Source organism: Nannocystis bainbridge (assembly GCF_028368995.1).
Classification (GTDB): domain Bacteria; phylum Myxococcota_A; class Polyangia; order Nannocystales; family Nannocystaceae; genus Nannocystis; species Nannocystis bainbridge.
Genome location: NZ_JAQNDL010000001.1, coordinates 3,355,320 through 3,374,969, shown reverse-complemented (window position 1 = coordinate 3,374,969; position 19,650 = coordinate 3,355,320). Strand labels below are relative to the sequence as shown.

The window sequence follows — 19,650 nt, the reverse complement described above, 5'->3', positions numbered from 1 at the left end:
GCGCGGTCAGGCTTCGCAGTCGTCGTCGTCGTCGCGGGTCAAGGCGGGGACGAGCTGGACGGTGAGGTCGGTGAGGCGCCAGTCGAGGGCGCGGGCGACGGCGCCGATTTGTAGGGTGCGCGCCAGCGGGTCGGCCTCGTCGGCGGGCACGACGAAGGCCTCGCCGACGAGGACGTGGCCGTGCTCGCGCAGGCGGACGGAGGCGCTGCGGACCCACGGGAGGGCGAGCAACGCGCCGGTGATGCGTTCGGGCAAGGGGTCGTCGCAGCGGCAGGCGACGTCGCGCGGGCGACGGTCCATGAGGTCGGCGAAGGCGGCAGCGAGGTTGCGGACACCGTCGCGGGTGATGTCGAGGGCGATCGCGCAGGCGGCCGCGGCGTCGGCCCACCACAGCCCGAGGCCGATGCCGATGACGCCGAGGATGCCGGCGGCGCCGGTCATCCAGTCGGCCTTGTTCATGAGGGCGTCGGTGTAGAGCGCCTTGTCGTGCAGCTCCTCGGCGAGGCGGAGCTTGATGCGCCCGAGGATCCGCGTCGGCACGGCGCTCCAGGCCAGGGCGGCGAGCATGAGCCAGCCGAGCCAGAGGTCGCGGCCGAACACGGTGACGGTGCCGATGGTCGGCCGCTCGGCGCGGATGAGGGTGTAGAGGCCCTCGGCGAGCAGGTAGAGGCCGAAGCCGAGGAGGGCCACGGCGGCGACCAAAAAGGCGATGGTGACGGCGCGGTGATAGCCGTAGCGGTAGGCGTCGGTGGCCTCGCGCCGGCGCAGGCGAGCGGCGATCAACACGGCGATCGGCGGGACCACGCCGAGGATGTCGTCGATCCACACCGACTTCATGGCCTGCGACTCGCCCATGACGACGGCGGTGAAGCCGATCGCGGTGGCGAAATAAATCAGCGAGACGACCTCGACCCGCACGGCGCGGCGCATCGCCGGCTCGCGGGCGGGCGAGAGCTCGTGCGCCGGGGTCCGGTCCCAGCGCTCGCTCACGTGGCCTCGCAGTCGGCCCGGCCGCGAGCGAGCGCGGCGTCGACGTCGGCGCCGGCGAGGAAGGCCTCGAGCTGCATGGTCCAGGCGTTCTCGCCCGGCGGGACGGCCAGCACGTGGTCACCGTCGTCGGCCTCGTGATAGCCGCGGGTGAAGCCGACGGTGGCGGCGTAAGGGCTGTCGGCGAGCAGGCCGCCGATCACGAGGTCGAGCTCGAAGCGGCGCAGGGCGGCGAGCAGGCGGGTCTCGCCGCCGCGCGTGAAGGTGATGTCCAGGCCGCGCATGCGGGCGAATCGACGCACGAGCTCGACCTCGGCGCCGGCCAGCGAATCGACGCCGAGCCGACAGGCCCACGGCGCTTCGAGCACGACGCCGACGCGGAGGCCGTGGGCGGCGACGCGCTCGGCGGTGCGCTCGGGATCGCGGGGCAGGCCGCAGGCGCAGGCGAGCGCGAGGGCAGCCGCGAGCCGCTCAGCCGTTGACGATCGCGCCGCCATTCGGGTGGAGAACCTGGCCGGTCATGTACGAGGCGTCGGCGCTGGCGAGGAAGACGAAGCAGGTGGCGCACTCCTCGGGCTCGCCGGCGCGGCCGAGCGGGCTGTCGCTGCCGAACGAGGCGACCTTCTCGGGCTCGAAGGTGGAAGGAATCAGCGGGGTCCAGATCGGGCCAGGCGCGACGGCATTGACGCGGATACCCTCCTTGGCGAGGTTGGCGGCGAGCGAGCGGGTGAAGGCGACGATCGCCCCCTTGGTGGCGCTGTAGTCGAGCAGGCCGCCGCTGCCGCGGTAGGCGGTGACGGAGGTGGTGTTGAGGACGCAGGCGCCGTCTTGCTCGCGCAGGTGCGGCAGCGCGGCCCGGGTCAGGAAGAACATCGAGAAGATGTTGGTGCGGAAGGTCTTCTCGAGCTGGGCGTCGTCGATGTCCTCGAGCTTGTCCTGGGGGTGCTGCTCGGCGGCGTTGTTGACGAGGATGTCGAGGCGACCGAAGCGGTCGGTGACCTGGCGGACGACGTGGTCGCAGAACTTGGAGTCGCCGATGTCGCCGCGGATCGACAGGCAGACGCGGCCCTCTTTTTCGACCTGGGCGGCGGTCTCGCGGGCGTCGGCGTCCTCGCTCAAATAGACGATGGCGACGTCGGCGCCCTCGCGGGCGAACAGCACGGCGGTGGCGCGGCCGATGCCGCTGTCGCCGCCCGTGACGAGCGCGACGCGACCCTCGAGCTTGCCGCTGCCGCGGTACTCGGGCCGGCGGAACTTGGGCCGCGGGTCCATGGCGGACTCCTTGCCCGGCGGCTTCTGGGTCTGCTCCGGCCGCTGTTCGGTCTTCTCGTCGCGCTTCGATGCGTTGGCCATGGTCTTCTCCGCGGAACTCGTGGCACACGCGCCGAGCCTGTCAATGCGCGGACGAGGAGGCGAGCGCGCGGGCAGTCGCGAGCGGCAGGGCTCGCTGCGCCGCGAGATCGGCGCGAGCTTGCGGACGACGGCGGCGCAATTGGCGCGAATGCGCGCGCGGGGAGGCTTCACGTCATGGTGGAGCTATCGGGGTCGCGGATCGGCGGTGCGCTCGAATCGGGCGAGATGATCGGTATGGCGATAGGCTCGATTGGCGTGAGTCGGAAATCGATGGTCTTCGCTTTTGTCGCCGGTCGCGAGTGCCATGATTCGCGGGTCGCCGGGCGACATGCGCGGGGTGTCGGCGGATGCGGTGATTCTCGGGCGCGCGTCGCGACTCGGCGCCGGGCGCTGGCCCGGCGCAGGTGGTACACCGCGGACGAGCGTGCGCAGCCCGCAGCAGCCCAGGAGTCGTGATCGCGCGCGTCGCGGCCGGATCGCGGCGCTGGCCGGGCTGCTCGGGCTGCTGCCGGCGCGGGCGGTGGCGATGCCGACGATCGGCTGGGAGGCGCCGGCGGGCTGCCCCTCGGCGGAGCGGGTGGCGCGGCGGATCGGCGAGGTGGTGGGCGCGCGGCCGGTGTCGCCCGCGGTGACGGCCGTGCGCGCGCGGGTCGAGAAGCAGGGCGCGGGCTGGCTGCTGGTGGTGGTGTTCTCGGGCCGCGACGGGGCGACGGAGCGCCGGCTGACGCTTCACGACTGCGAGGCGACGGCGAACGCGACGGCGCTGCTGGTCGGCATCGCGTTGGTGGGGCCGCCCGCGGGGCCGGAGGGCATGCCGCAAGCGGTGCCGGTGCCGGTGCGCGAGGGGGAGGGGGAGGGCGAGGCGGGAGACGAGGGGCGCGGGCGCGCAGCGGGGGACGGCGGCGCAGGGAGCGAGGGGCGCGGGCGCGCGGCGCAGGGGGACGAGAGGGCGAGCTATGGGCGCGAGGATGCGGCGGGGATGGGCGTGGGCGAATCGGGCGGGCGCGAGCGCGCGGCGGGGTTCGAGGCGAGGGGGCGCGAGCGCGCGGCAGGTGCAGCGACGGGCGGGCGCGAGGCGGGGGCTGACGGCGCGACGGAGAGCGATGGGCACGGGCGCGCGGGGCAGGGGAGTGAGCGCGGGGCCGACGGTGGGCCGCGTTCGGCGGCGGTGCGGGTGCGCGCCTTCGTGCACGTCGGGCCGGCGCTGGCGGTGGGTGTGCTGCCGCGGGCGACGGCGGGGCTGACGGCGGCGGTGGGCGTGGCGTGGCCGCGGCTGCGGGTGGCGCTGGGCTACGCGCGGTGGTTTCGCAGCCCGGCGCGCTGGGCCGAGGAGCGGCAGATCGGCGCCGACCTGTCGCTGCACGTCGCGTCGCTGCGGGCGGGGCCAGTGCGGCGGGTCGGGCCGGTCGAGCTGCAGGCGGGGCTCGGCCTCGAGTTCGGGGCGCTGCGGGCGGCGGGGTTCGGCAGCGAGGTCGATCTCGAGAGGAGAACCTGGTGGGGCGGGGCGCTGGTCGGCGGGGCGCTGGCCTGGGCCCCGCGGGCGCTGCGAGGCCGCGGAGCGCTGCAGGTCCACGCGGAGCTGGTGGTGCCGCTGCACCGGCCGAACCTCCTCTACAACCGCGAGCCGATCTTCCGCCTCGGCGCCGTGGGCATGCGCGCCGGGCTGCAGCTGGAGGCCCGCCTCTTTTGAAGAGGAAGGCGAGGACAGAGCGCCGCGCCTGCGCGAGGTCGCGCTGCATTCTCATTTATATTTATAATTATATTAATGGCAGCGCCGGCCGGCGGGAAAGCAGGCGCGCATGATGCCCCTGGCCGAGCCGCCTGCCGCCGACGCGCCCGAGTCGGCAGAGGCGCGCGCGCCGGCGCTGATGGAGATCTATCGCGCGCACGTGGACTACGTGTGGCGGATCGCGCGGAGCCTGGGGATCCCCGCCGACGCCGCGGAGGACGTCACGCAGGAGGTGTTCCTCTGCGTGCACCACCGACTGGCGACATTCCGGCCGGGGTCGTCGGTGCGGGCGTGGCTGTTCGGCATCACCCGCAACCTGGTGTTGCACGACAAGCGCAGCTACGCCCGCCGCGAGCGCCGGCTGGCGGCGTTGCCGGAGCCGCAGGCGACGCCGCGCGAGCCCGACGCGACGGTGCGGGTGCACCAGGCGGCCGAATTGATGCAGGCGTTCCTCGACGAGCTCGATCTCGAGAAGCGCCTGGTGTTTCAGATGACGGAGATCGAGGAGATGACCGCCGAAGAGATCGCCGAGGCGCTGGCGGTCCCGCTGGGCACGGTGTATTCGCGGCTGCGCGCGGCGCGGGCCAAACTCGAGCGATTCCGGCTGCGGCTGCACGCGCGCGACCAACGGAGGCCCGCATGAGCGACGAATGGACCACGCCCGAGCTCGTCGCCGCGTATCGCGACCGCGAGCGCCCGGCCGAGGCGGCCCGCGAGCGCATGGCCGCAGCCTTGATGGCAGCGGCGGCGGAGCGCTCGGCCACGGTGATCCCGCTGCGCCCGCCGGCACGGCGTGGTCGTACGATTCGATCTGGATGGTTGGCGGTCGCGGCGGCGTTGGCGTTGATCGGCACGTCCTCCTATTGGCTGGTCGGCGCGCGGCATCAGGCGGCGCGCGGGCCCGCCGATATGTTGATGGATCCGCAGCGCTCCGAGCCAGCGCAGGGGGTCGTCGCACCGATGGCGAACGAGCAGCACGTGCGGGCCGCGAGTGACTCGGGCGAGCGGGCCGCGAGTGACTCGAGCGAGCAGCAGGCCGCGAGTGACTCGAGCGAGCAGGCCGCGCGTGACTCGGGCGAGCGGGCCGCGGGTGACTCGCGCGAGCAGCAGGCCGCGGGTGACTCGCGCGAGCAGCAGGCCGCAGGATTGGCGGATCCGGCGCCGCGGCGGTCGGCGCGGGACAGGCGGCCCGTCGCGGCGGACCACCCGCCGGCCCGCGGGGAGCAGGGCGATCCGGTGCTCGAGGAATTGATGTTGATCCAGCGGATCAAGGACGCCCTCGACGCCGATCGGCCTGGCGAAGCGCTGGCGGCGATCGAGGCGCACGCGCGGGAGTTCGCGCGCGGCAGCCTGGTCGAGGAGCGCGAGGCGCTGCGCGTGGTGGGGCTGTGCGGCACCGGCGAGCGCGAGCGAGGTGAGCGCGCGCAGCAGGCGTTCGTGCGCGCCTACCCGCGCTCGGCCTACCGCGAGCGGGTCCGCGCGGCGTGCCCGGTGGCTGCATCGCCGGAGGGGTCGGCGACGATCGATTAATGGCAGCCGGCGCGGGCGGGAAACACACTCGCAACGAGAGACCCCGTCATGACTTACTCGCCCGTAACTTTGAACTCCCTGCGACTCCTGCTGCTGACCGGCCCCGCGTGCTTGCTCGCGGCGTGCACCTCCGACCTTCCGGTCGGCCAGTCCGGCAGCGACACCGATCCGACCACCACCACGACCATGGGGGCCAGCGAGACATCGCAGGAGCCGACCACCGCGACCACCGAAGCGACGACCGAGGCGCCGACCAGCACGACGACGACCTCGGTCGAGCCGACCGGCACGGAGACCTCGGTGGAGCCGACGACGGTGAGCACGGCGGTCGACACGACCGCGACGACCGAAGACAGCACCAGCACCAGCGATACCAGCACCAGCAATACCAGCACCAGCGACACCGGCGATTCGACGACCGGGCCGGGCGAGGGCTGGCAGCCGCCGAATTGTGATTCGGTGACCGGGACCGGCGCGGTGACCTTCAGCTCCGACCAGGGCGCCACCCTGGCGCCGATGGATCAGCAGATCAAGCCGGTGACCTACACCTTCGGGCTGGTCGCGCTCGGCAAGCCGGGGGCGATGCTGGCCGGCTCGGGCCAGCAGATCCTGGCGTCGAGCGACGCCGGCTGCTCGTGGCATTCGATCGGCGCGGCCGGCAACCCGAACGCGCCGGCGGTGCGGCTGCACGCGGCTGGCGAGACCCGGGCCTATGCGTACGGCGACAACAACGACGCGATCGTGCGGGTCGACGACGAGGTGATCCAAAAGCTGAGCTCCCCCGCGGGGCAGGAGGGGATCGTCGGCCTCGGCGTCGATCCGAGCGACCCCGATCATGTGCGGATCGGCGACTCGGCCGGGCGCGTGTGGGACTCGGTCGACGCCGGCATGACCTGGGCGCCGCAGGGGATCCCGGCGTTCGCCGGCTCGCTGGCGTACCGCGCCGCGTTCGACCCCAACGACCTCGACCACGTGCTGTTCGGCGCGCTCGCCGAGGGCGTGCTGGTCTCGCACGACGGCGGCGAGGGCTGGCAGAGCGCGACCGGGCTCAGCCCCGGCGCGGCCAACGGCTTCAACCTGGTGGTGTCGCCGGCCCAGGGCGACATCGTGTGGGTCGAGGGCCTCGACCTCGAGGACCCCGATGCCCAGACCCATCGCCACGTGTATCGCTCGGAGGACGGCGGCAAGACGTTCACCGCGGTGATCGACGCCGACGAGGCCACGCTCTACAACGGCAACCACCTGTTCGCCCACCCGACCGACCCCGACGTGCTCTACTTCGTGTTCGGCTCCAACTTCCAGGGCTATGGGACCGACCTCTACCGCTACGACCACGCCGAGGACGCGATCACGCTGACGCACAACATGTGGCACGACACGGTGATCACGTTCCTGCCGGGCGACCCGTCGGTGATCTACCTCGGGCTGTCGATCGAGCCGGGCGGCGGGTGATCGGCGTGGATGGCTCTCGGGGTATGTCTGAAAGGGCATGTCCCGAGAGACATGTCACTGCGCCGGCGGCTGGGGCGGGGCGACGGCCAGCGCCCGCTCGTCGAACACCAGATCGTTGGGGTCGTCGGGGTTGACGCCGATGGTCAGCCACGAGCCCGGCTGCACGCGCGACATCCACTCGAGGCCGAGATCGTGGGTGAGCGAGCCGGTGTAGGGCGCGGCGCCCTCGCGGTGGACCTCGAGCTCGAACCGGAGGCAGCGGCTGCGCTCGGTGCCGATCAGGCAGTCGCCGTCCTCCATGCGCTTGACCAGGGCGACGGCCGGGACGCTGCGCTCGAGCGCGGCCTGCTGCTGGCGCTCGGAGAAGTAGATGCTGCCGAGCACGAAGGCGACGAACAGGAGGATGGCGCCCCAGATCCACAGGCCGAGGCGGCTCGGGGTGACGAGGCTGCGCAGCAGGCCCTCGATGGACCGCCGCTCGTCGGCCGTCGGCGCGGCAGCGTGCTTGGCGTACAGCTTGTCGATGAGCTCGCGCGCGGCCGGCTTCTTGACGACGAACGCCTCCACTCTGGCGCGCAGCTCGGGCGGTATCGCTTCGGACATGGCGGCGCCACGGTACCACGCCGACGGCGGCCGCCACGGGCGCGAAGGCGAGCCGCGAGCATGACGCGCGCGCAAGCCGAGCGCATTTTTTATGTCTATAAAGACATGTCGTGAGAGACATGTCGAGACCAGGGCCGCGGCCTCTCGCAAGCTCGAGCTCGCCGGCGACCACGCTCGCGGGCCCTCATGGGCGGCGGGCACGCCCGGCTTGTCGCGCGGCCGCGCTTTCGGCTAGCGTGCGTGCGTGACCCATACGCAGATCCAGCTCCCGACCCAGGACGGTGTCTGTCCCGCGCACGTGTACACGCCGGAGGTGCCCGGGCCGTGGCCGGCGGTGCTCGTGTTCATGGACGGCCTCGGCATCCGGCCGACGCTCGTCGAGCACTGCCAGCGCCTCGCCGACGCCGGCTACTTCACCCTCTTGCCGGATCTGTTCTGGCGCTCCGGGACCTACGAGCCGGTCGACGGCCAGGCCTTCTTCGCCGAGCCCGGCGTTCGCCAGGCGTGGTTCGCCCGCCACTCGGCCACCACCAACAGCGCCGCCGTCATGCGCGACACCCGGGCCTTCCTCGACTACATCGCTGCCCAGCCCGAGGTGCGCCCGGGGCCGGTCGGCGCGGTCGGTTACTGCATGGGCGGGCGCATGGCCCTGACCGCCGCCGGTCACTACCCGGACCGCTTCGCCGCGGTCGCGGCGTATCACCCCGGCAACCTGGCCGACGGCAGCGCCGACAGCCCGCACCTGCTCGCCGCCCAGATCTCCGCCGAGGTCTACGTCGCCGCCGCGACCGACGACACCAGCCTGCCCGAAGAGCAGCAGCAGCGGCTGCGCGACGCGCTGACCGCCGCGGGCGTGACCTTCACGCTCGAGACCTACCCGGCGCGGCACGGCTGGGTGTTCGCCGACATCCCGGTGTACGACGCGGCCGGCAACGCGCGCCACTGGAGCACCCTGCTCGAGCTGCTGGCGCGGCCGCGCTGACGGGATCTTTCGAACATGTCCCGGAGGACATGTCCGTTCAGCGACCGGCCTCGATCTCGACGAACAGGGCGGTGATGTTGTCCTTGCCGCCGCACAGGTTGGCGTAGCGGATCGCGGCCGGGGCAGCGACGCGCGGATGCAGGCGGAACAGGTCGATCAGGGTCTCGGCGGCCTGGTCGAGGTACTCGTGGAGGCCGTCGGAGCACAGCAGCAGGCGGTCGCCGGTCTGCAGCGGGAAGGCGGTGATGTCGACCTCGACGAACTCGCGCAGGCCGATCGCGCGGGTGATCTGGCTCTTGCGCCCGCGGGCCTTGTCGGCGCTGGCCAGGCCCTGCTTGACCTGCATGTTGAGCAGCGTGTGGTCCTCGGTGAGCTGGCGGACTTCGTCGCCGCGGGCCATGTAGACCCGCGAATCGCCGACCTGGCCGACGATCGCCAGCTCGCCGGCGACCAGCACGACCGAGGCTGTGGTGCTCATGCCGGTGTAGCGGGCGTCGACCTCGGCCATGCCGTGGACCAGGTAGCAGGCGTTCTGCAGCGCGTTGCGGACCAGCCCGACGAGCCGCGCGACGGTGTCGGGGCCGACGCGGAGCTGCGGCTCGACGACCGGCGGGCCGTGCACGACGCGCCGCTGCGCCAGCCGGGCCTCCTCGTGGGCCTGCTGGATCAGCTCGGCCTCGCGTTCGACCCACTCGTGGATCAGGTGGACCGTGGTCTGCGACGCGACCTCGCCGCACGCGCGGCCGCCGACGCCGTCGCACACCACGAACAGGCCGAGCTCGTCGCTGGCGACGAACGCGTCCTCGTTCTGGCTGCGACGCCGGCCGACGTCGGTGTCGCCGTGATGTCGGGTGCGCACGGGGCGACGAACATACAGCATGCGCGGCGCGCGAGCGTCGCCGCCGACGGCGCGGTGCGGCGATTGTGGCGAGTACGGGCGCGAAGAGGTGCTTCGATCGGGGGCGGCAGCTCCCACGCGACGTCGTGCGGTGTCGCCGCGCTCTGCGATTCCGAGCGGAATCGCGCGTCAAACTGCGGCGCAGGCGCTGTTTGGCGGCGAATTCGAAATTGGCCGGTGCGCCGTGACGTGAATGATCGCGCCTTACTCCTATGATAGGAGCGCGGTGGTTCAGGCGACGCCGAGCACGGTGCGCCCGCGGGCCGCGAGCTTGTAGACGCCGGCCTCGCGCTCCATGTATCCGCCGGTGATCCACTCGCGGCGGATCGTGCAGTAGTCGGGGTGGACGACCTCGATGAAGCGGTTGAGGTCGGGCTCGCGGTACTCGCGGCGGCGCGGCAGGCGACGCAGCAGCTCCTCGAGCACGATCTCCTTCTTGCGGCGCTGGGCCGGCAGCGCGAGCAGGCGCGGGCCGTCGAAGAACGCTCGCAGCACGTCGCGTGTGTCGGCGTCGCGCGGCCCGCCGCCGAGCTCGCGCACCCGCTTGGGCGTCGAGACCGCCTTGACCGCGCCCTGCAGCACCTCGAGGTCGAGCTGAAAGAAGGTGTAGGGCGGCTGCCGGGTCTCGCGCAGCAGGCCGGCCTCGGTCAGCACGCGCAGGTGATGCGAGACGGTCGCAGGCGTGACACCGACCTCGGCCGCGAGGTCCTGGCCGCACCGCGGGCGGTCGACCATGGCCGCGATCATCCGCAGGCGGGTCGGATCGGCGAGGCCCTTGAACAGCTGGACGAGCGTCGGCTTGAGCTCCGGGTCGGCGGCGGACATGCGGCGACGATACTTGCCGATTTGATGGGTGTCAAATTGACAGGCGTCAATTTTATGGATACCTCGCAAGGGCGGGCGCCCGCGCGCCCCGATACCAGGGGAGGACGCCGACGCTCGGCCCCGCGAGGCGCCGCATCACGCCGGCTCACGCCATGGGCGCGCGACCGGGTCGCGCGCCCATGGCATGAGCCGGGCAGGAGCTCGTCACAGGGTGCCGGCGACGTAGCAGAGCGACTCGACCTCGTCGTAGACGATGTCGCCGGCGACCGGGGCGTCGGCCTCGGCCTCGTCGTCGACGCAGGTGGGGGTGCAATTGTTGCAGTACGCCGGCGGATTCTCGGCCTGGCACGGCTTGGCGCTGCAGCAGATGGCGGCGTTGGCGGTGCTCGAGCCGCCGAGAGCGATGGCACCGAACGAGAGGGCGACAGCGGCGAGAGAGAATGAACGAATGAAGCGCATGATGACTCCTTGACTCGATGTATCGAGGTGACGCACGGCCCGCGGCCGTGGCATGACGTGGGTGGATTGGACCGGGTGCCTTATCGGCGCCCTTGCCCGGTGAGTGCCCTTCGCCCGGCGATCAATTGCGCCGTCGCAAAAAAACTCGAGGCGGTCGGGCAAGCCCCCGAAGCGCCGCGAATTGGCCGGTCCCGCCGGACGTGGGGGCTTGCGACGACGTGGGCACAGGGGCGCGGGTCCGCAGGCGTTCCGATCGCGTCGGCCCTCGCGCGGGTAGGCGAGGCGGGAGAGGTCGATTGCGAATGGCGCGAGCTTCGAGCGTCATGCCATTTCGGCGCGACCCGATTGGGTCGTCTGCCAAACGTGCACGCGCCAGAGTCGGGGCGGTCACCAGCGCGGGGCGAATCGTCGCGGGAGAACGCGGGGAAGTTTTCAACAGCGGGGCATGGGGCGTCGGCCGGCCGGCGGTCGCCAGCGCCAGGAGCGCTCGCGCTGTCCGCGACATGACGCTTCGGACATTTTTTTGCGGAACCGATCGGGCCCGGGCCGGGGTCTCACCGTCCCGATATGCCCATGCCCGCGCTCGCCCTCGCCTTGCTCCTCGCCTCCGCCGCCGCGCCCCAGGCCGCAGCTCCGCCGCCGACGCCGGTGCAGCTGAACCCGATCGAGGCGAAGACCCGGGCGGCGATCGAGGCGGTCGCGTTCGACTACCTCGACGGCCAGCTGGAGGGCGACGCCGCGCGGGTGGCCCGGGCGCTGCACCCGGACCTGGCCAAGCGGGCGGTGGTGGGCGCCGGGCCGAACGCGCGCGAGGTGTTCCCGCTGCGCCGCATGAGCGCGGACGAGCTGATCGAGCTGACGCGACAGGGCGCCCTGAAGACGCCGCGCGAGCAGTGGAAGCGCTCGGTGCTGGTGCTCGACGTGACCGGCAACGCGGCGGTGGTGCGCGTCGAGACCCCATGGTTCGTCGACTATTTTCATATGGGGCGCTTCGGCGAGCGGTGGCTGATCGTCAATGCGCTGTGGTTTAATAAGGCGGGGGCGTGACCGCGATTCTCACCGGCCAGTCGCTTCGTAGGCTGCCGAGCTCGCGCCCGGCAGCTTTCGTGAGGTACCGAAGTTGACGTGTCCCGAAGGACAGGATCTCGGCGGGCGGTGTGACATGTCCCGAGAGACAGGCGTGCATGAAGGACATGTCTCGAGAGACATGTTTCTTCGTGCCGGCGAGCGGGCGGGGGCCGAAGACCTCGCGGAGCGGGATCGGCGCGAAGCGGGCGACGGGGGCCTGGGGCCGCCCGGGTGGCGCCGGCGCGCAAGGACGGGGCGCGGGCGGGCGGCCAGGCCGGGCCCGGGGTGGATGAGATCGGCGGGCCGGGCGGGCGTTGCCGGGGCCGAAAGCGCGGTCATCGTTGCGGCATGAACACGTGGATCGTCGGGGTCGATCTTCGCCACCGCAGCGACGGCGCGGTGCGCTTCGGGGCGTGGTTGCGCGAGCAGACGGGCGGGGCGATCGAGCTGGTGGGGATCCACGCCGCGCCGACCGCGGTGGTGGATCAGCTCGACCAGTTCGAGGGGCGCGTGCGGGTGCACGAGCGGCTCAAGACCGAGGCGGAGCTGGCGATGGACCGGGCGGGCGTGCGCAACGCGTTCGCGGAGGTCGAGCTGGTCGAGGCGGAAGAGCCGGCGGAGACGCTGGCGACCGCGCGGGCGGCCCGGTCGGCGGTCGGGATGATCGTCGGGCGCAAGGCGGCCACCGACGGGCGCGACCTGGTGCGGCTCGGAAGCGTGGCGCGGCGGCTGCTGCAGCGGCTGGTGGTGCCGACGTTCGTGGTGCCGCCGGACCTCGCGCCCGACACGTTGGGCAGCGGGCCGATCGTGGTGGCGGTGACGCCGGCCGACGCGAGCTCGGGGGCGGTCGAGGTCGGGGCGGGGCTGGCCAAGGCGCTGGGCCGGCCGCTGCTGTTCGTGCGCGTGGTCAGCGTGCCGGAGGAGTACACGCAGATCTACTGGTCGACCGACGCGCTGGCGCAGTTCAAGGGCCAGACCGTGGCGGCCGCCAAGGACCGGACCGCCGAGTGGCTGGCCGACCAGGCGCGCAGCGAGCCGGTGGTGGTCCGCTACGGCGATACGATCAGCGAGATCCTCGCGGTCGCCACCGAGCAGGGCGCGCCGTTCCTGGTGTGCGGCTCGCGACTGCTCAGTCGGGTGGAGCGGGTCATCGCCCTCAGCACCTCGAGCGAGCTGGCAGCCCGGGCGACGATCCCCGTGCTGGTGGTCCCGCCGGACGCGCGGCCGTGACGGGTCCGCCGGGGCGTGCGCCGGCCGCGAAAGTGGGATATAGACGCCGCGCCATGCACGTCCGCGCTCCGTTCGCGCTCCTCATCGCCTCCGCCCTGGTCGCCTGCACGGCCGGCGAGGCCCCCAAGACTGAACCCACCAAGGCCGAGCCGGCCAAGGCGGAGCCCGCGAAGGCCGAAGTCAAGGCCGAGCCCGCGAAGCCCGAGGGACCGCCGCTGCCGCTCGAGCCGAGCGCGGACATCAAGTACGACGCGCCGTTCGACGGCAAGCCGCTCAGCAGCAACAAGACCGAGAGCGGGCTGACGGTCGAGGAGTTCGTGCTCGGCGACGGCGCCGAGGCGGTCAAGGGCGGCGAGGTCGAGGTCCACTACACCGGCTACCTGACCGACGGCGTCATCTTCGACACCTCGAAGAAGCGCAACCGGGCGTTCACGTTCCCGCTCGGCGAGGGCCGGGTGATCAAGGGCTGGGACGAGGGCGTGGCCGGGATGAAGGTCGGCGGCAAGCGGCGCCTGATCGTGCCGGCGGCGCTGGGCTACGGCGACCGCCGGGCCGGGAAGATCCCACCGGGCGCGACGCTGGTGTTCACCATCGAGCTGCTGGCCTTCACGCCGCCGCCGCCGCCGCCGCAGCCGCTCACGGCGTTCGAGGCCAAGCCGCTGTCGACCAAGACGCTGGCCGACGGGGTCAAGAGCACGGAGTACAAGGTCGGCGAGGGGCCCGAGGCCAAGGCCGGCGACATGGTCGGGGTGCACTACCGCGGCACGCTCAAGGACGGGACCGAGTTCGACTCGTCGCTGACCCGCAAGCCGATCGTGTTCCCGCTCGGCCAGGGCCGGGTGATCAAGGGCTGGGACATCGGCATCGCCGGCATGAAGGTCGGGACGCTGCGCAAGCTCGAGATCCCGGCGAATGTGGCGTATGGCGAGCGGGCCAAGGGACGGATCCCGCCGAACTCGGACCTGACGTTCACGGTCGAGCTGATGTCGATCAAGCCGGCCCCGACGCCGCCGGCCGGCGCCACGGCGCCCGGTCAGGCCGCCCCCGGCGGGGCCCAGCCGGCCACGCCCGCGGGCGCGCAGCCGACCGCGACCGGCGACGGCAAGGCCGACGTGAAGGCGCCGGCGACGGAGAAGAAGGCCGGGTGAGGCCGTCCGCGGCGATCGTGGCGCTGGCGATCGGTCTGTCCTGTCGGACAGGTCCTTCGGAGCAGGCGCCCGGCGCCGCGGTGCCCGCTGCGTCTGGCTCTTCGGACATGTCCGCGGGGGCAGGCGCCGAGTCGGGGCGGGTCGCGCCCGGCGCTGAGCTGTCCTCAGGGGCCGGCACCGCGAGCGCGGGGTCATCTGCGGGCGGCCACGAAGCTGGGCTGTCCGCAGGGACAGGTGGTAGCGAAGCGGCGAGCGCCGGGATGTCCGCGAGGACAGGCGGAAACGGGGCGTCCGCAGAGACAGGTGGCACCGGGCTGTCCGCAGGGGCAGGTGGCATCGGGCTGTCCGCAGGGACAGGTGGTGCGAGCGCCGGCGATCCGCCGCCGCCCGGGGCGCCTGCGCCGCTCGCTTGCCTCGAGCCGCCGCCGCCGGGCATGGCGTGCGTCCCGGCCGGGTGGTTCGTGCGCGGCACCGACACCGGGCCGGAGCAGGCGCGGCCGCAGGCGCGGGTGTGGCTGCAGACGTATTACCTCGACGTCCACGAGGTCACGTACGCGGAGTACAAGGCGTGCGTGAAGGCCAAGCAGTGCGACCCGAAGGGCGGGCCGGCCTACTCCGACTTCGACCGGCCGAAGCAGCCGATCAACGGGGTGTCGTGGTTCCACGCCGACGGCTATTGCAAGGCGCAGGGCAAGCGGCTGCCGAGCGAGGCGCAGTGGGAGAAGGGGGCGCGCGGGCCCGACGGGGCGCTGCACCCGTGGGGCGACGAGCCGGCGACCTGCGAGCGGGCGATCCTGAAGGACGAGACCGGGCGCGGCTGCGGGGTCAAGAAGCAGGGCAGCAAGCCGGACACGGGGAGGCCGTGGGAGATCGGGTCGCGCCCGCCGGGCCGATATGGCCTTTACGACATGTCCGGAAATTCGTGGGAGTGGGTGGCCGACTGGTTCACCCGCAGCTACGCGGAGTGCGGGGCCGAGTGCGAGGGGGTCGACCCACTCGGGCCGTGCGCGAAGGACGGCGAGGTCGCCCGCGAGTGCCCGGGCAAGCTGCGCAAGATCGTCCGCGGCGGGTCGTGGTACTGGGACGCGTCGTACGCGACCGGGGTGTGGCGCCGGCCGCACTTCCCGAGCAACCAGCCGTTCCATCACTTCGGGTTTCGCTGCGCGGCGCGGGCAGACGAGGCGGCGGCGCTGCAGCGCGCGGCGAAGCCCTGAGGCCGGCGCGCCCGTGATGTAGGTGGCGCGCCGCGCGTCCCGCCGCGGACGCGAGTCGTCGATGCTGACGCTCGCCTTCGCGGGCGCCGTCATGGCATCCTCGCCGCGAGCGCCTGCGCGTCGGGCTGCGGGAGACATCGATGAATACGGACCATGAGCTCACCCAGCTGCGTCAGCGCGTGACGGAGCTCGAGCGCAGCGAGGCTCGTTACCGCAACATCTTCGAGAGCTCACCGATCTCGCTCTGGGAGGAGGACTGGTCCGCGGTCAAGCAGCACCTCGACCGGCTGCTCGCCACTGGCGTCGATCTCGACGCGCACCTCCGGCACCACGTCGACGACGTCTTGGCGTGCCTGGAGGTAGTGCGGATCCTCGATGTCAACCGGGCCACGCTCGAGCTGTGCCAGGCTCCGGACAAGGATCAACTGCTGCGGGCGCTGTCCGTCGTGTTCAACGAGAAATCGCTCGACACGTTCCGGCGCGAGCTGGTCGCGCTCGGGAGCGGGGCGATGTCGTACGAGGAAGAGACGGTCATCTCCACGCTCCTCGGCGAGGACAGGAACATCATGTTCCGCGTCGTCGTCGGCGCGGACTGCGAGCAGACGTGGGAGCGGTGCTTCGTGTCGCTCGTCGACATCACGGACCGCAAGCGGGCGGAGGAGGCGCTGCGCCTGAGCAAGGAGGAGACGATCCAGGCGCAGCGCGAGCTGCTGGCGAGGTTGTCCGCGCCGGTGATCCCGATCAGCGACGAGATCATCGTCATGCCGTTCGTCGGCCAGCTCGACCAGACGCGCATGCAGCAGGCGCTGAGCGTGCTCCTCGACGAGGTGCAGCGGCTGCGAGTGACGACCGCCATCCTCGACATCACGGGGGTCCCGGAGATCGACGCCGAGGGCACCCAGGGGCTCGTCCAGGCCGCGCAGGCGGTGCGGCTGCTGGGCGCGCAGGTGGTGCTGACGGGCATCCGGCCCGCGATCGCGCAGGGCCTGGTCTCGGGCGGCTTCAACCTCGACGAGCTCGTCACGCGCGGGACCCTGCAGACAGGGATCGCGTTCGCCATGCAGAGCGGTCGCACGCGGCGAGTCTGAAGGACGAGACGGGGCGCGGCTGCGGGGTCAAGAAGCAGGGCAGCAAAGCCGGACACGGGGAGGCCTCACCGGTAGAGCCGCGGGTGGCGGCGCTCGGACGCGGCGAGGGCCGCGGCCACCGGCGGGAGAGGCGTGTGCGCGAGCTCGATCGACCGCTCGGGCGCGAGGTCGCGGGCGGACGCGTCGGCGATCAGCTGCGAGACATCCTGCATGTTGGTGCTGCCTTCAGCTCAATGGGGTATCACATCGCGGGGGATGGCGAGCCGGTCTGCGGCGAGCTGACGATACGCAGGGAGCGCGGGAGATGCATTCGTGGCAGGTCCTTCGCGAATCCGCCGACCGTCGCTGACGGCATGTCTCATGCGACATGATGCGGACGCGATCGCTCCGAGAGGCGTGGCCACCGTGACGAGAGCTGCTCGTCCGCTGGCCCCTCGACCTGCGCCAGCCCTCGACTCAAGCCGGCCGTGGGTCGAAGCGAGATCGCGAGTTGGGAGGCCATTCGCGGAGCACGATGCAGCGGCGCGGTCGGCCGCTCGAGTCGCGAGCGTCATGGCGGTGGCTCGGGGCGCACGAATTCGTCGACGCGGGGTGGTGTCGCGCGGGTCGCCGAGTCGGCGCGCGTGAGGGCGATGACTCGGGCAGCACGCACGAATTCGTCGACGCGGGGTGGTGTCGCGCGGGTTGCGCGACACCAGGTCCGCGGACTCCGCTGCGGACGGCGTCCGCGGGCGCGTGGAGGCCCGGGCACGCGCGGGGGCCCGGCGGTTGACGCGGGGGCGGGCGCGTGAAAAAACCGCGGGCGATGAAGTTCACGATCAGGCACCCGTACGCGATCGAGCCGGAGCCGTTCTGGCGCGAGGTGTTCTTCGACCACGATTACAACGAGAAGTTGTACAAGAAGGGCCTCGAGTTCGAGGCGTTCGACGTCGTCGAGGAGACGAGCCCGCCGGACGGCCGCAAGACGCGGAAGGTGCGGGTGACGCCGAAGATCGACGCGCCGGCGGCGATCCGCAAGGTGCTCGGCGACTCGGTGTCGTACGTCGAGGAGGGCCGCCTCGAGGTCAGCGGGCCGAACACGCCGAAGTGGTTCGCCAGGGTGCTGCCGTCGAAGCTGGCCGACAAGACGACGATCAAGGCCGAGATGTGGCTCGAGCGCACGGGGCCCGGTCAGTCGGACCGCGTCGCCGAGTTCGAGATCGAGGTCAAGATGTTCGGCGTCGGCGGGATGGTCGAGAAGTTCCTCGAGAAGACGATGCGCGAGTCGTATCAAAAGGCGGCCGAGTACACGAACCAGTGGCTGCGCGCCAACGGCAAGGCCGGTAGCTGAGCGCCGGCCCGGGCCGCCCGTCGTGACGGCAGGTGGCGCGAAGGACATGTTTCAAGGGGCATGCTTTGATGAGCATGTCCCTTGAGTCATGTACGAAGGGACATCCGGTCGGGCAGCCCGGGTCGCTGCGGTCGTCAGGGGTTGGCGACGAGGACGCTGACGGTGCTGTCGCCGTTGTTGGCGGTGACGAGGTCGATCGCGCCATCTTTATTAAAATCGCCGGCGGCGACCACATACGGGGCGATGCCGACGGGGAACGATTCGGGGGCCCCGAAGCCGCCCTTACCGTTGCCGCGCAGGACGCTGACGGTGTTGCCGCCGCGGTTGGCGACGACGATGTCGGTGTCGCCGTCGTTGGAGACGTCGAGGAGGAGGATGCCGATGGGGTCGACGCCGCAGGGGTAGGGGATCGCGCCGCCGAAGCCGCCGAGGCCGTTGCCCTGAAGCACGAACACCTGGCCGGCAGCAGGGACGGTGACGACGGCGTCGGTGTCGCCGTCGCCGTCGAGGTCGGCGACGCCGACTGCGTAGATCTGGCCGCCGGCGGGCGAGGCGGTCGGCGGGCCGAAGTTGCCGAGGCCGTTGCCGAGCGCGACGCTGAGGGTGCTGGCGCCGTAGTCGGCGCTGACGAGGTCCTGGGTGCCGTCGCCGTTCATGTCGCCGACCGCGACCCAGGTCGGACCGGCGCCGACGGCGATGCCGGCAGGCGCGGGGAAGCCGACGCCGTCGCCGAGCAGCACGGTGAGGGTGTTGTCCATGTAGTTGGCGACCACGAGGTCGTCGAATTCGTCGCCGTTGAGCCTGGCAGCGACGACGTGGCGGGCCTGGGCGCCGACAGGGACGGCCGCCTGCGGGGCCAGGGTGCCGCCGCCGTTGAGGAACACGGAGAGGTCGTTGCTGGTGATGTTGGCGGTGACGAGGTCGGGCGCGCCGTCGGCGTTGAGGTCGGGCGCGGCGGCGGCGTACGGGCCCATGCCGACGCCGAGAGCGTTGAGGGCATTGAAGGCGCCGTCGCCCTTGCCGGTCCTCACGGTCACGTTATTGGTCATGTTGTTGGCGCAGGCGATGTCGTCGTTGCCGTCGGCGTTGAAGTCGGCGACGACGACGGAGACAGGTCCCGAGCCCATGCCGAGCGGGGCGAAGGGCTTGAAGCAGACCTCGCCGGGGCCGGCTTCACCGTCGCCGCAGATGATCGGCGGACCGTCGGTGGTGGCCTCGGGGCCGAAGCAGAAGTTGTCGATGCACTGAAGCCCGGGGAAGCAGGTGGCGAGCGGGAGGCAAGGACAGCCCTCCTCGCCGTCGGCGCACATCACCGCGGTGGTGCTGCCGGTGACGGAGGTGGCGGTGGTCGGCTCGAGGGTGGTGGCCGGGCCGCCCGTGGTGCTGGCAGTGCCGTCTTCCCCTTCGGTGGTGGCGGCGCTCATGGTGGCCGCGGAGGCCATCGTCATGGTCGAGGCGAGGGTGGTGCTGGTCGCGCCCGTGTCGTCGCCGTCGCCGCCGCCGCACGCCGCCAGGGTCGACAGCGCGAGGAGATACCGTGTCCAAAAGGCCATGGCCGGAGAATGGCGGGCGCCGCCACGAGCCGTCAACGCGCAGCGTCGCTCGTCCGGGCCGCCGCGAACGGCAAAGGCGGAAGGCTCCACGAGGTCGAATTGCGCGTGTGGCGCGGTCGGCAGGTTCGGGTGCGAAGGGACATGGCGCTTGGGTCATGTCTTTTTAGACAGGTTGTCGCATTGGCAGGGCCATGGCCGGTG

At 72.0% G+C, this 19,650-nt stretch carries 20 protein-coding genes; 11 read left to right on the top strand and 9 right to left on the bottom strand.

Going from position 1 to position 19,650, the window contains the following annotated elements; all coding sequences use genetic code 11:
• Positions 1–6: 6 nt before the first annotated feature.
• From POL25_RS13210 to POL25_RS13200, 3 genes are read right to left on the bottom strand one after another with little or no spacing between them, the layout of a single operon-like run.
• A complete protein-coding gene (locus POL25_RS13210; RefSeq protein WP_272086340.1) occupies positions 7–990 on the bottom strand; it encodes a cation efflux transmembrane domain-containing protein in 984 nt (327 codons plus the stop codon).
• Positions 987–1,484 carry a type 2 periplasmic-binding domain-containing protein gene (locus POL25_RS13205; RefSeq protein WP_272086339.1) on the bottom strand — a complete coding sequence of 166 codons (498 nt, stop codon included), beginning with the start codon at positions 1,482–1,484 and terminating at the stop codon, positions 987–989. Before POL25_RS13205 ends, POL25_RS13210 begins: the two co-directional genes overlap by 4 nt.
• Positions 1,459–2,340 carry an SDR family oxidoreductase gene (locus POL25_RS13200; protein ID WP_272086338.1) on the bottom strand — a complete coding sequence of 294 codons (882 nt, stop codon included), beginning with the start codon at positions 2,338–2,340 and terminating at the stop codon, positions 1,459–1,461. The genes POL25_RS13205 and POL25_RS13200 overlap by 26 nt, the downstream gene beginning before the upstream one ends.
• Before the next feature lie 424 nt (positions 2,341–2,764).
• On the opposite strand from POL25_RS13200, the gene POL25_RS13195 reads away from it, so the two are divergent.
• The 4 genes from POL25_RS13195 (at position 2,765) to POL25_RS13180 (ending at position 7,051) form a co-directional block, all read left to right on the top strand.
• Positions 2,765–4,030, top strand: coding sequence for a hypothetical protein (locus POL25_RS13195; protein ID WP_272086337.1), 1,266 nt, complete (start codon positions 2,765–2,767; stop codon positions 4,028–4,030).
• Positions 4,031–4,139: 109 nt separating this feature from the next.
• The gene (locus POL25_RS13190; protein WP_272086336.1) at positions 4,140–4,712 is read left to right on the top strand and encodes an RNA polymerase sigma factor; all 573 of its coding nucleotides are present in this window, start codon (positions 4,140–4,142) and stop codon (positions 4,710–4,712) included.
• Positions 4,709–5,599: a hypothetical protein gene (locus tag POL25_RS13185; protein ID WP_272086335.1), complete on the top strand. Its 891-nt coding sequence runs from the start codon at positions 4,709–4,711 to the stop codon at positions 5,597–5,599. The genes POL25_RS13190 and POL25_RS13185 overlap by 4 nt, the downstream gene beginning before the upstream one ends.
• A gap of 69 nt (positions 5,600–5,668) precedes the next feature.
• Entirely contained in the window at positions 5,669–7,051 is a 1,383-nt protein-coding gene (locus tag POL25_RS13180; protein ID WP_272086334.1) for a WD40/YVTN/BNR-like repeat-containing protein, read from the top strand.
• A 54-nt stretch (positions 7,052–7,105) separates the two neighbouring features.
• On the opposite strand, the gene POL25_RS13175 is transcribed toward POL25_RS13180, so the two are convergent.
• Positions 7,106–7,654: a hypothetical protein gene (locus POL25_RS13175; RefSeq protein WP_272086333.1), complete on the bottom strand. Its 549-nt coding sequence runs from the start codon at positions 7,652–7,654 to the stop codon at positions 7,106–7,108.
• 244 nt (positions 7,655–7,898) lie between these two features.
• Between POL25_RS13175 and POL25_RS13170 the strand changes: the two genes are divergently transcribed.
• Positions 7,899–8,636 (top strand): dienelactone hydrolase family protein, encoded by a 738-nt coding sequence (locus POL25_RS13170; protein WP_272086332.1) that lies wholly within the window; start codon positions 7,899–7,901, stop codon positions 8,634–8,636.
• 37 nt (positions 8,637–8,673) lie between these two features.
• Here POL25_RS13170 and POL25_RS13165 read toward each other — a convergent pair whose 3' ends face one another.
• From POL25_RS13165 to POL25_RS13155, 3 genes are all read right to left on the bottom strand, one after another.
• The gene (locus POL25_RS13165; protein WP_272086331.1) at positions 8,674–9,495 is read right to left on the bottom strand and encodes a PP2C family protein-serine/threonine phosphatase; all 822 of its coding nucleotides are present in this window, start codon (positions 9,493–9,495) and stop codon (positions 8,674–8,676) included.
• Between the two features lie 270 nt (positions 9,496–9,765).
• The gene (locus POL25_RS13160; protein ID WP_272086330.1) at positions 9,766–10,359 is read right to left on the bottom strand and encodes a metalloregulator ArsR/SmtB family transcription factor; all 594 of its coding nucleotides are present in this window, start codon (positions 10,357–10,359) and stop codon (positions 9,766–9,768) included.
• 204 nt (positions 10,360–10,563) lie between these two features.
• Positions 10,564–10,818 carry a hypothetical protein gene (locus tag POL25_RS13155; protein WP_272086329.1) on the bottom strand — a complete coding sequence of 85 codons (255 nt, stop codon included), beginning with the start codon at positions 10,816–10,818 and terminating at the stop codon, positions 10,564–10,566.
• 573 nt (positions 10,819–11,391) lie between these two features.
• Between POL25_RS13155 and POL25_RS13150 the strand changes: the two genes are divergently transcribed.
• The 5 genes from POL25_RS13150 to POL25_RS13130 all read left to right on the top strand — a co-directional run bounded on the left by POL25_RS13150 (position 11,392) and on the right by POL25_RS13130 (position 16,566).
• Positions 11,392–11,865, top strand: coding sequence for a nuclear transport factor 2 family protein (locus POL25_RS13150; RefSeq protein WP_272086328.1), 474 nt, complete (start codon positions 11,392–11,394; stop codon positions 11,863–11,865).
• A 369-nt stretch (positions 11,866–12,234) separates the two neighbouring features.
• Positions 12,235–13,116, top strand: a complete 882-nt coding sequence (locus POL25_RS13145) for a universal stress protein (protein WP_272086327.1) — start codon at positions 12,235–12,237, stop codon at positions 13,114–13,116.
• 53 nt (positions 13,117–13,169) lie between these two features.
• Complete coding sequence (locus tag POL25_RS13140; protein WP_272086326.1) at positions 13,170–14,264, top strand: FKBP-type peptidyl-prolyl cis-trans isomerase; 1,095 nt, start codon at positions 13,170–13,172, stop codon at positions 14,262–14,264.
• Positions 14,265–14,524: 260 nt separating this feature from the next.
• Positions 14,525–15,478, top strand: a complete 954-nt coding sequence (locus tag POL25_RS13135; protein ID WP_272086325.1) for a formylglycine-generating enzyme family protein — start codon at positions 14,525–14,527, stop codon at positions 15,476–15,478.
• Between the two features lie 140 nt (positions 15,479–15,618).
• Entirely contained in the window at positions 15,619–16,566 is a 948-nt protein-coding gene (locus POL25_RS13130) for an STAS domain-containing protein (RefSeq protein WP_272086324.1), read from the top strand.
• 65 nt (positions 16,567–16,631) lie between these two features.
• Here POL25_RS13130 and POL25_RS13125 read toward each other — a convergent pair whose 3' ends face one another.
• Positions 16,632–16,778 carry a hypothetical protein gene (locus POL25_RS13125; protein ID WP_272086323.1) on the bottom strand — a complete coding sequence of 49 codons (147 nt, stop codon included), beginning with the start codon at positions 16,776–16,778 and terminating at the stop codon, positions 16,632–16,634.
• A 593-nt stretch (positions 16,779–17,371) separates the two neighbouring features.
• Here POL25_RS13125 and POL25_RS13120 point away from each other — a divergent pair.
• Positions 17,372–17,896 carry a DUF2505 domain-containing protein gene (locus POL25_RS13120; protein WP_272086322.1) on the top strand — a complete coding sequence of 175 codons (525 nt, stop codon included), beginning with the start codon at positions 17,372–17,374 and terminating at the stop codon, positions 17,894–17,896.
• A 134-nt stretch (positions 17,897–18,030) separates the two neighbouring features.
• On the opposite strand, the gene POL25_RS13115 is transcribed toward POL25_RS13120, so the two are convergent.
• Positions 18,031–19,449, bottom strand: coding sequence for an FG-GAP repeat domain-containing protein (locus tag POL25_RS13115; RefSeq protein ID WP_272086321.1), 1,419 nt, complete (start codon positions 19,447–19,449; stop codon positions 18,031–18,033).
• Positions 19,450–19,650: the final 201 nt, after the last annotated feature.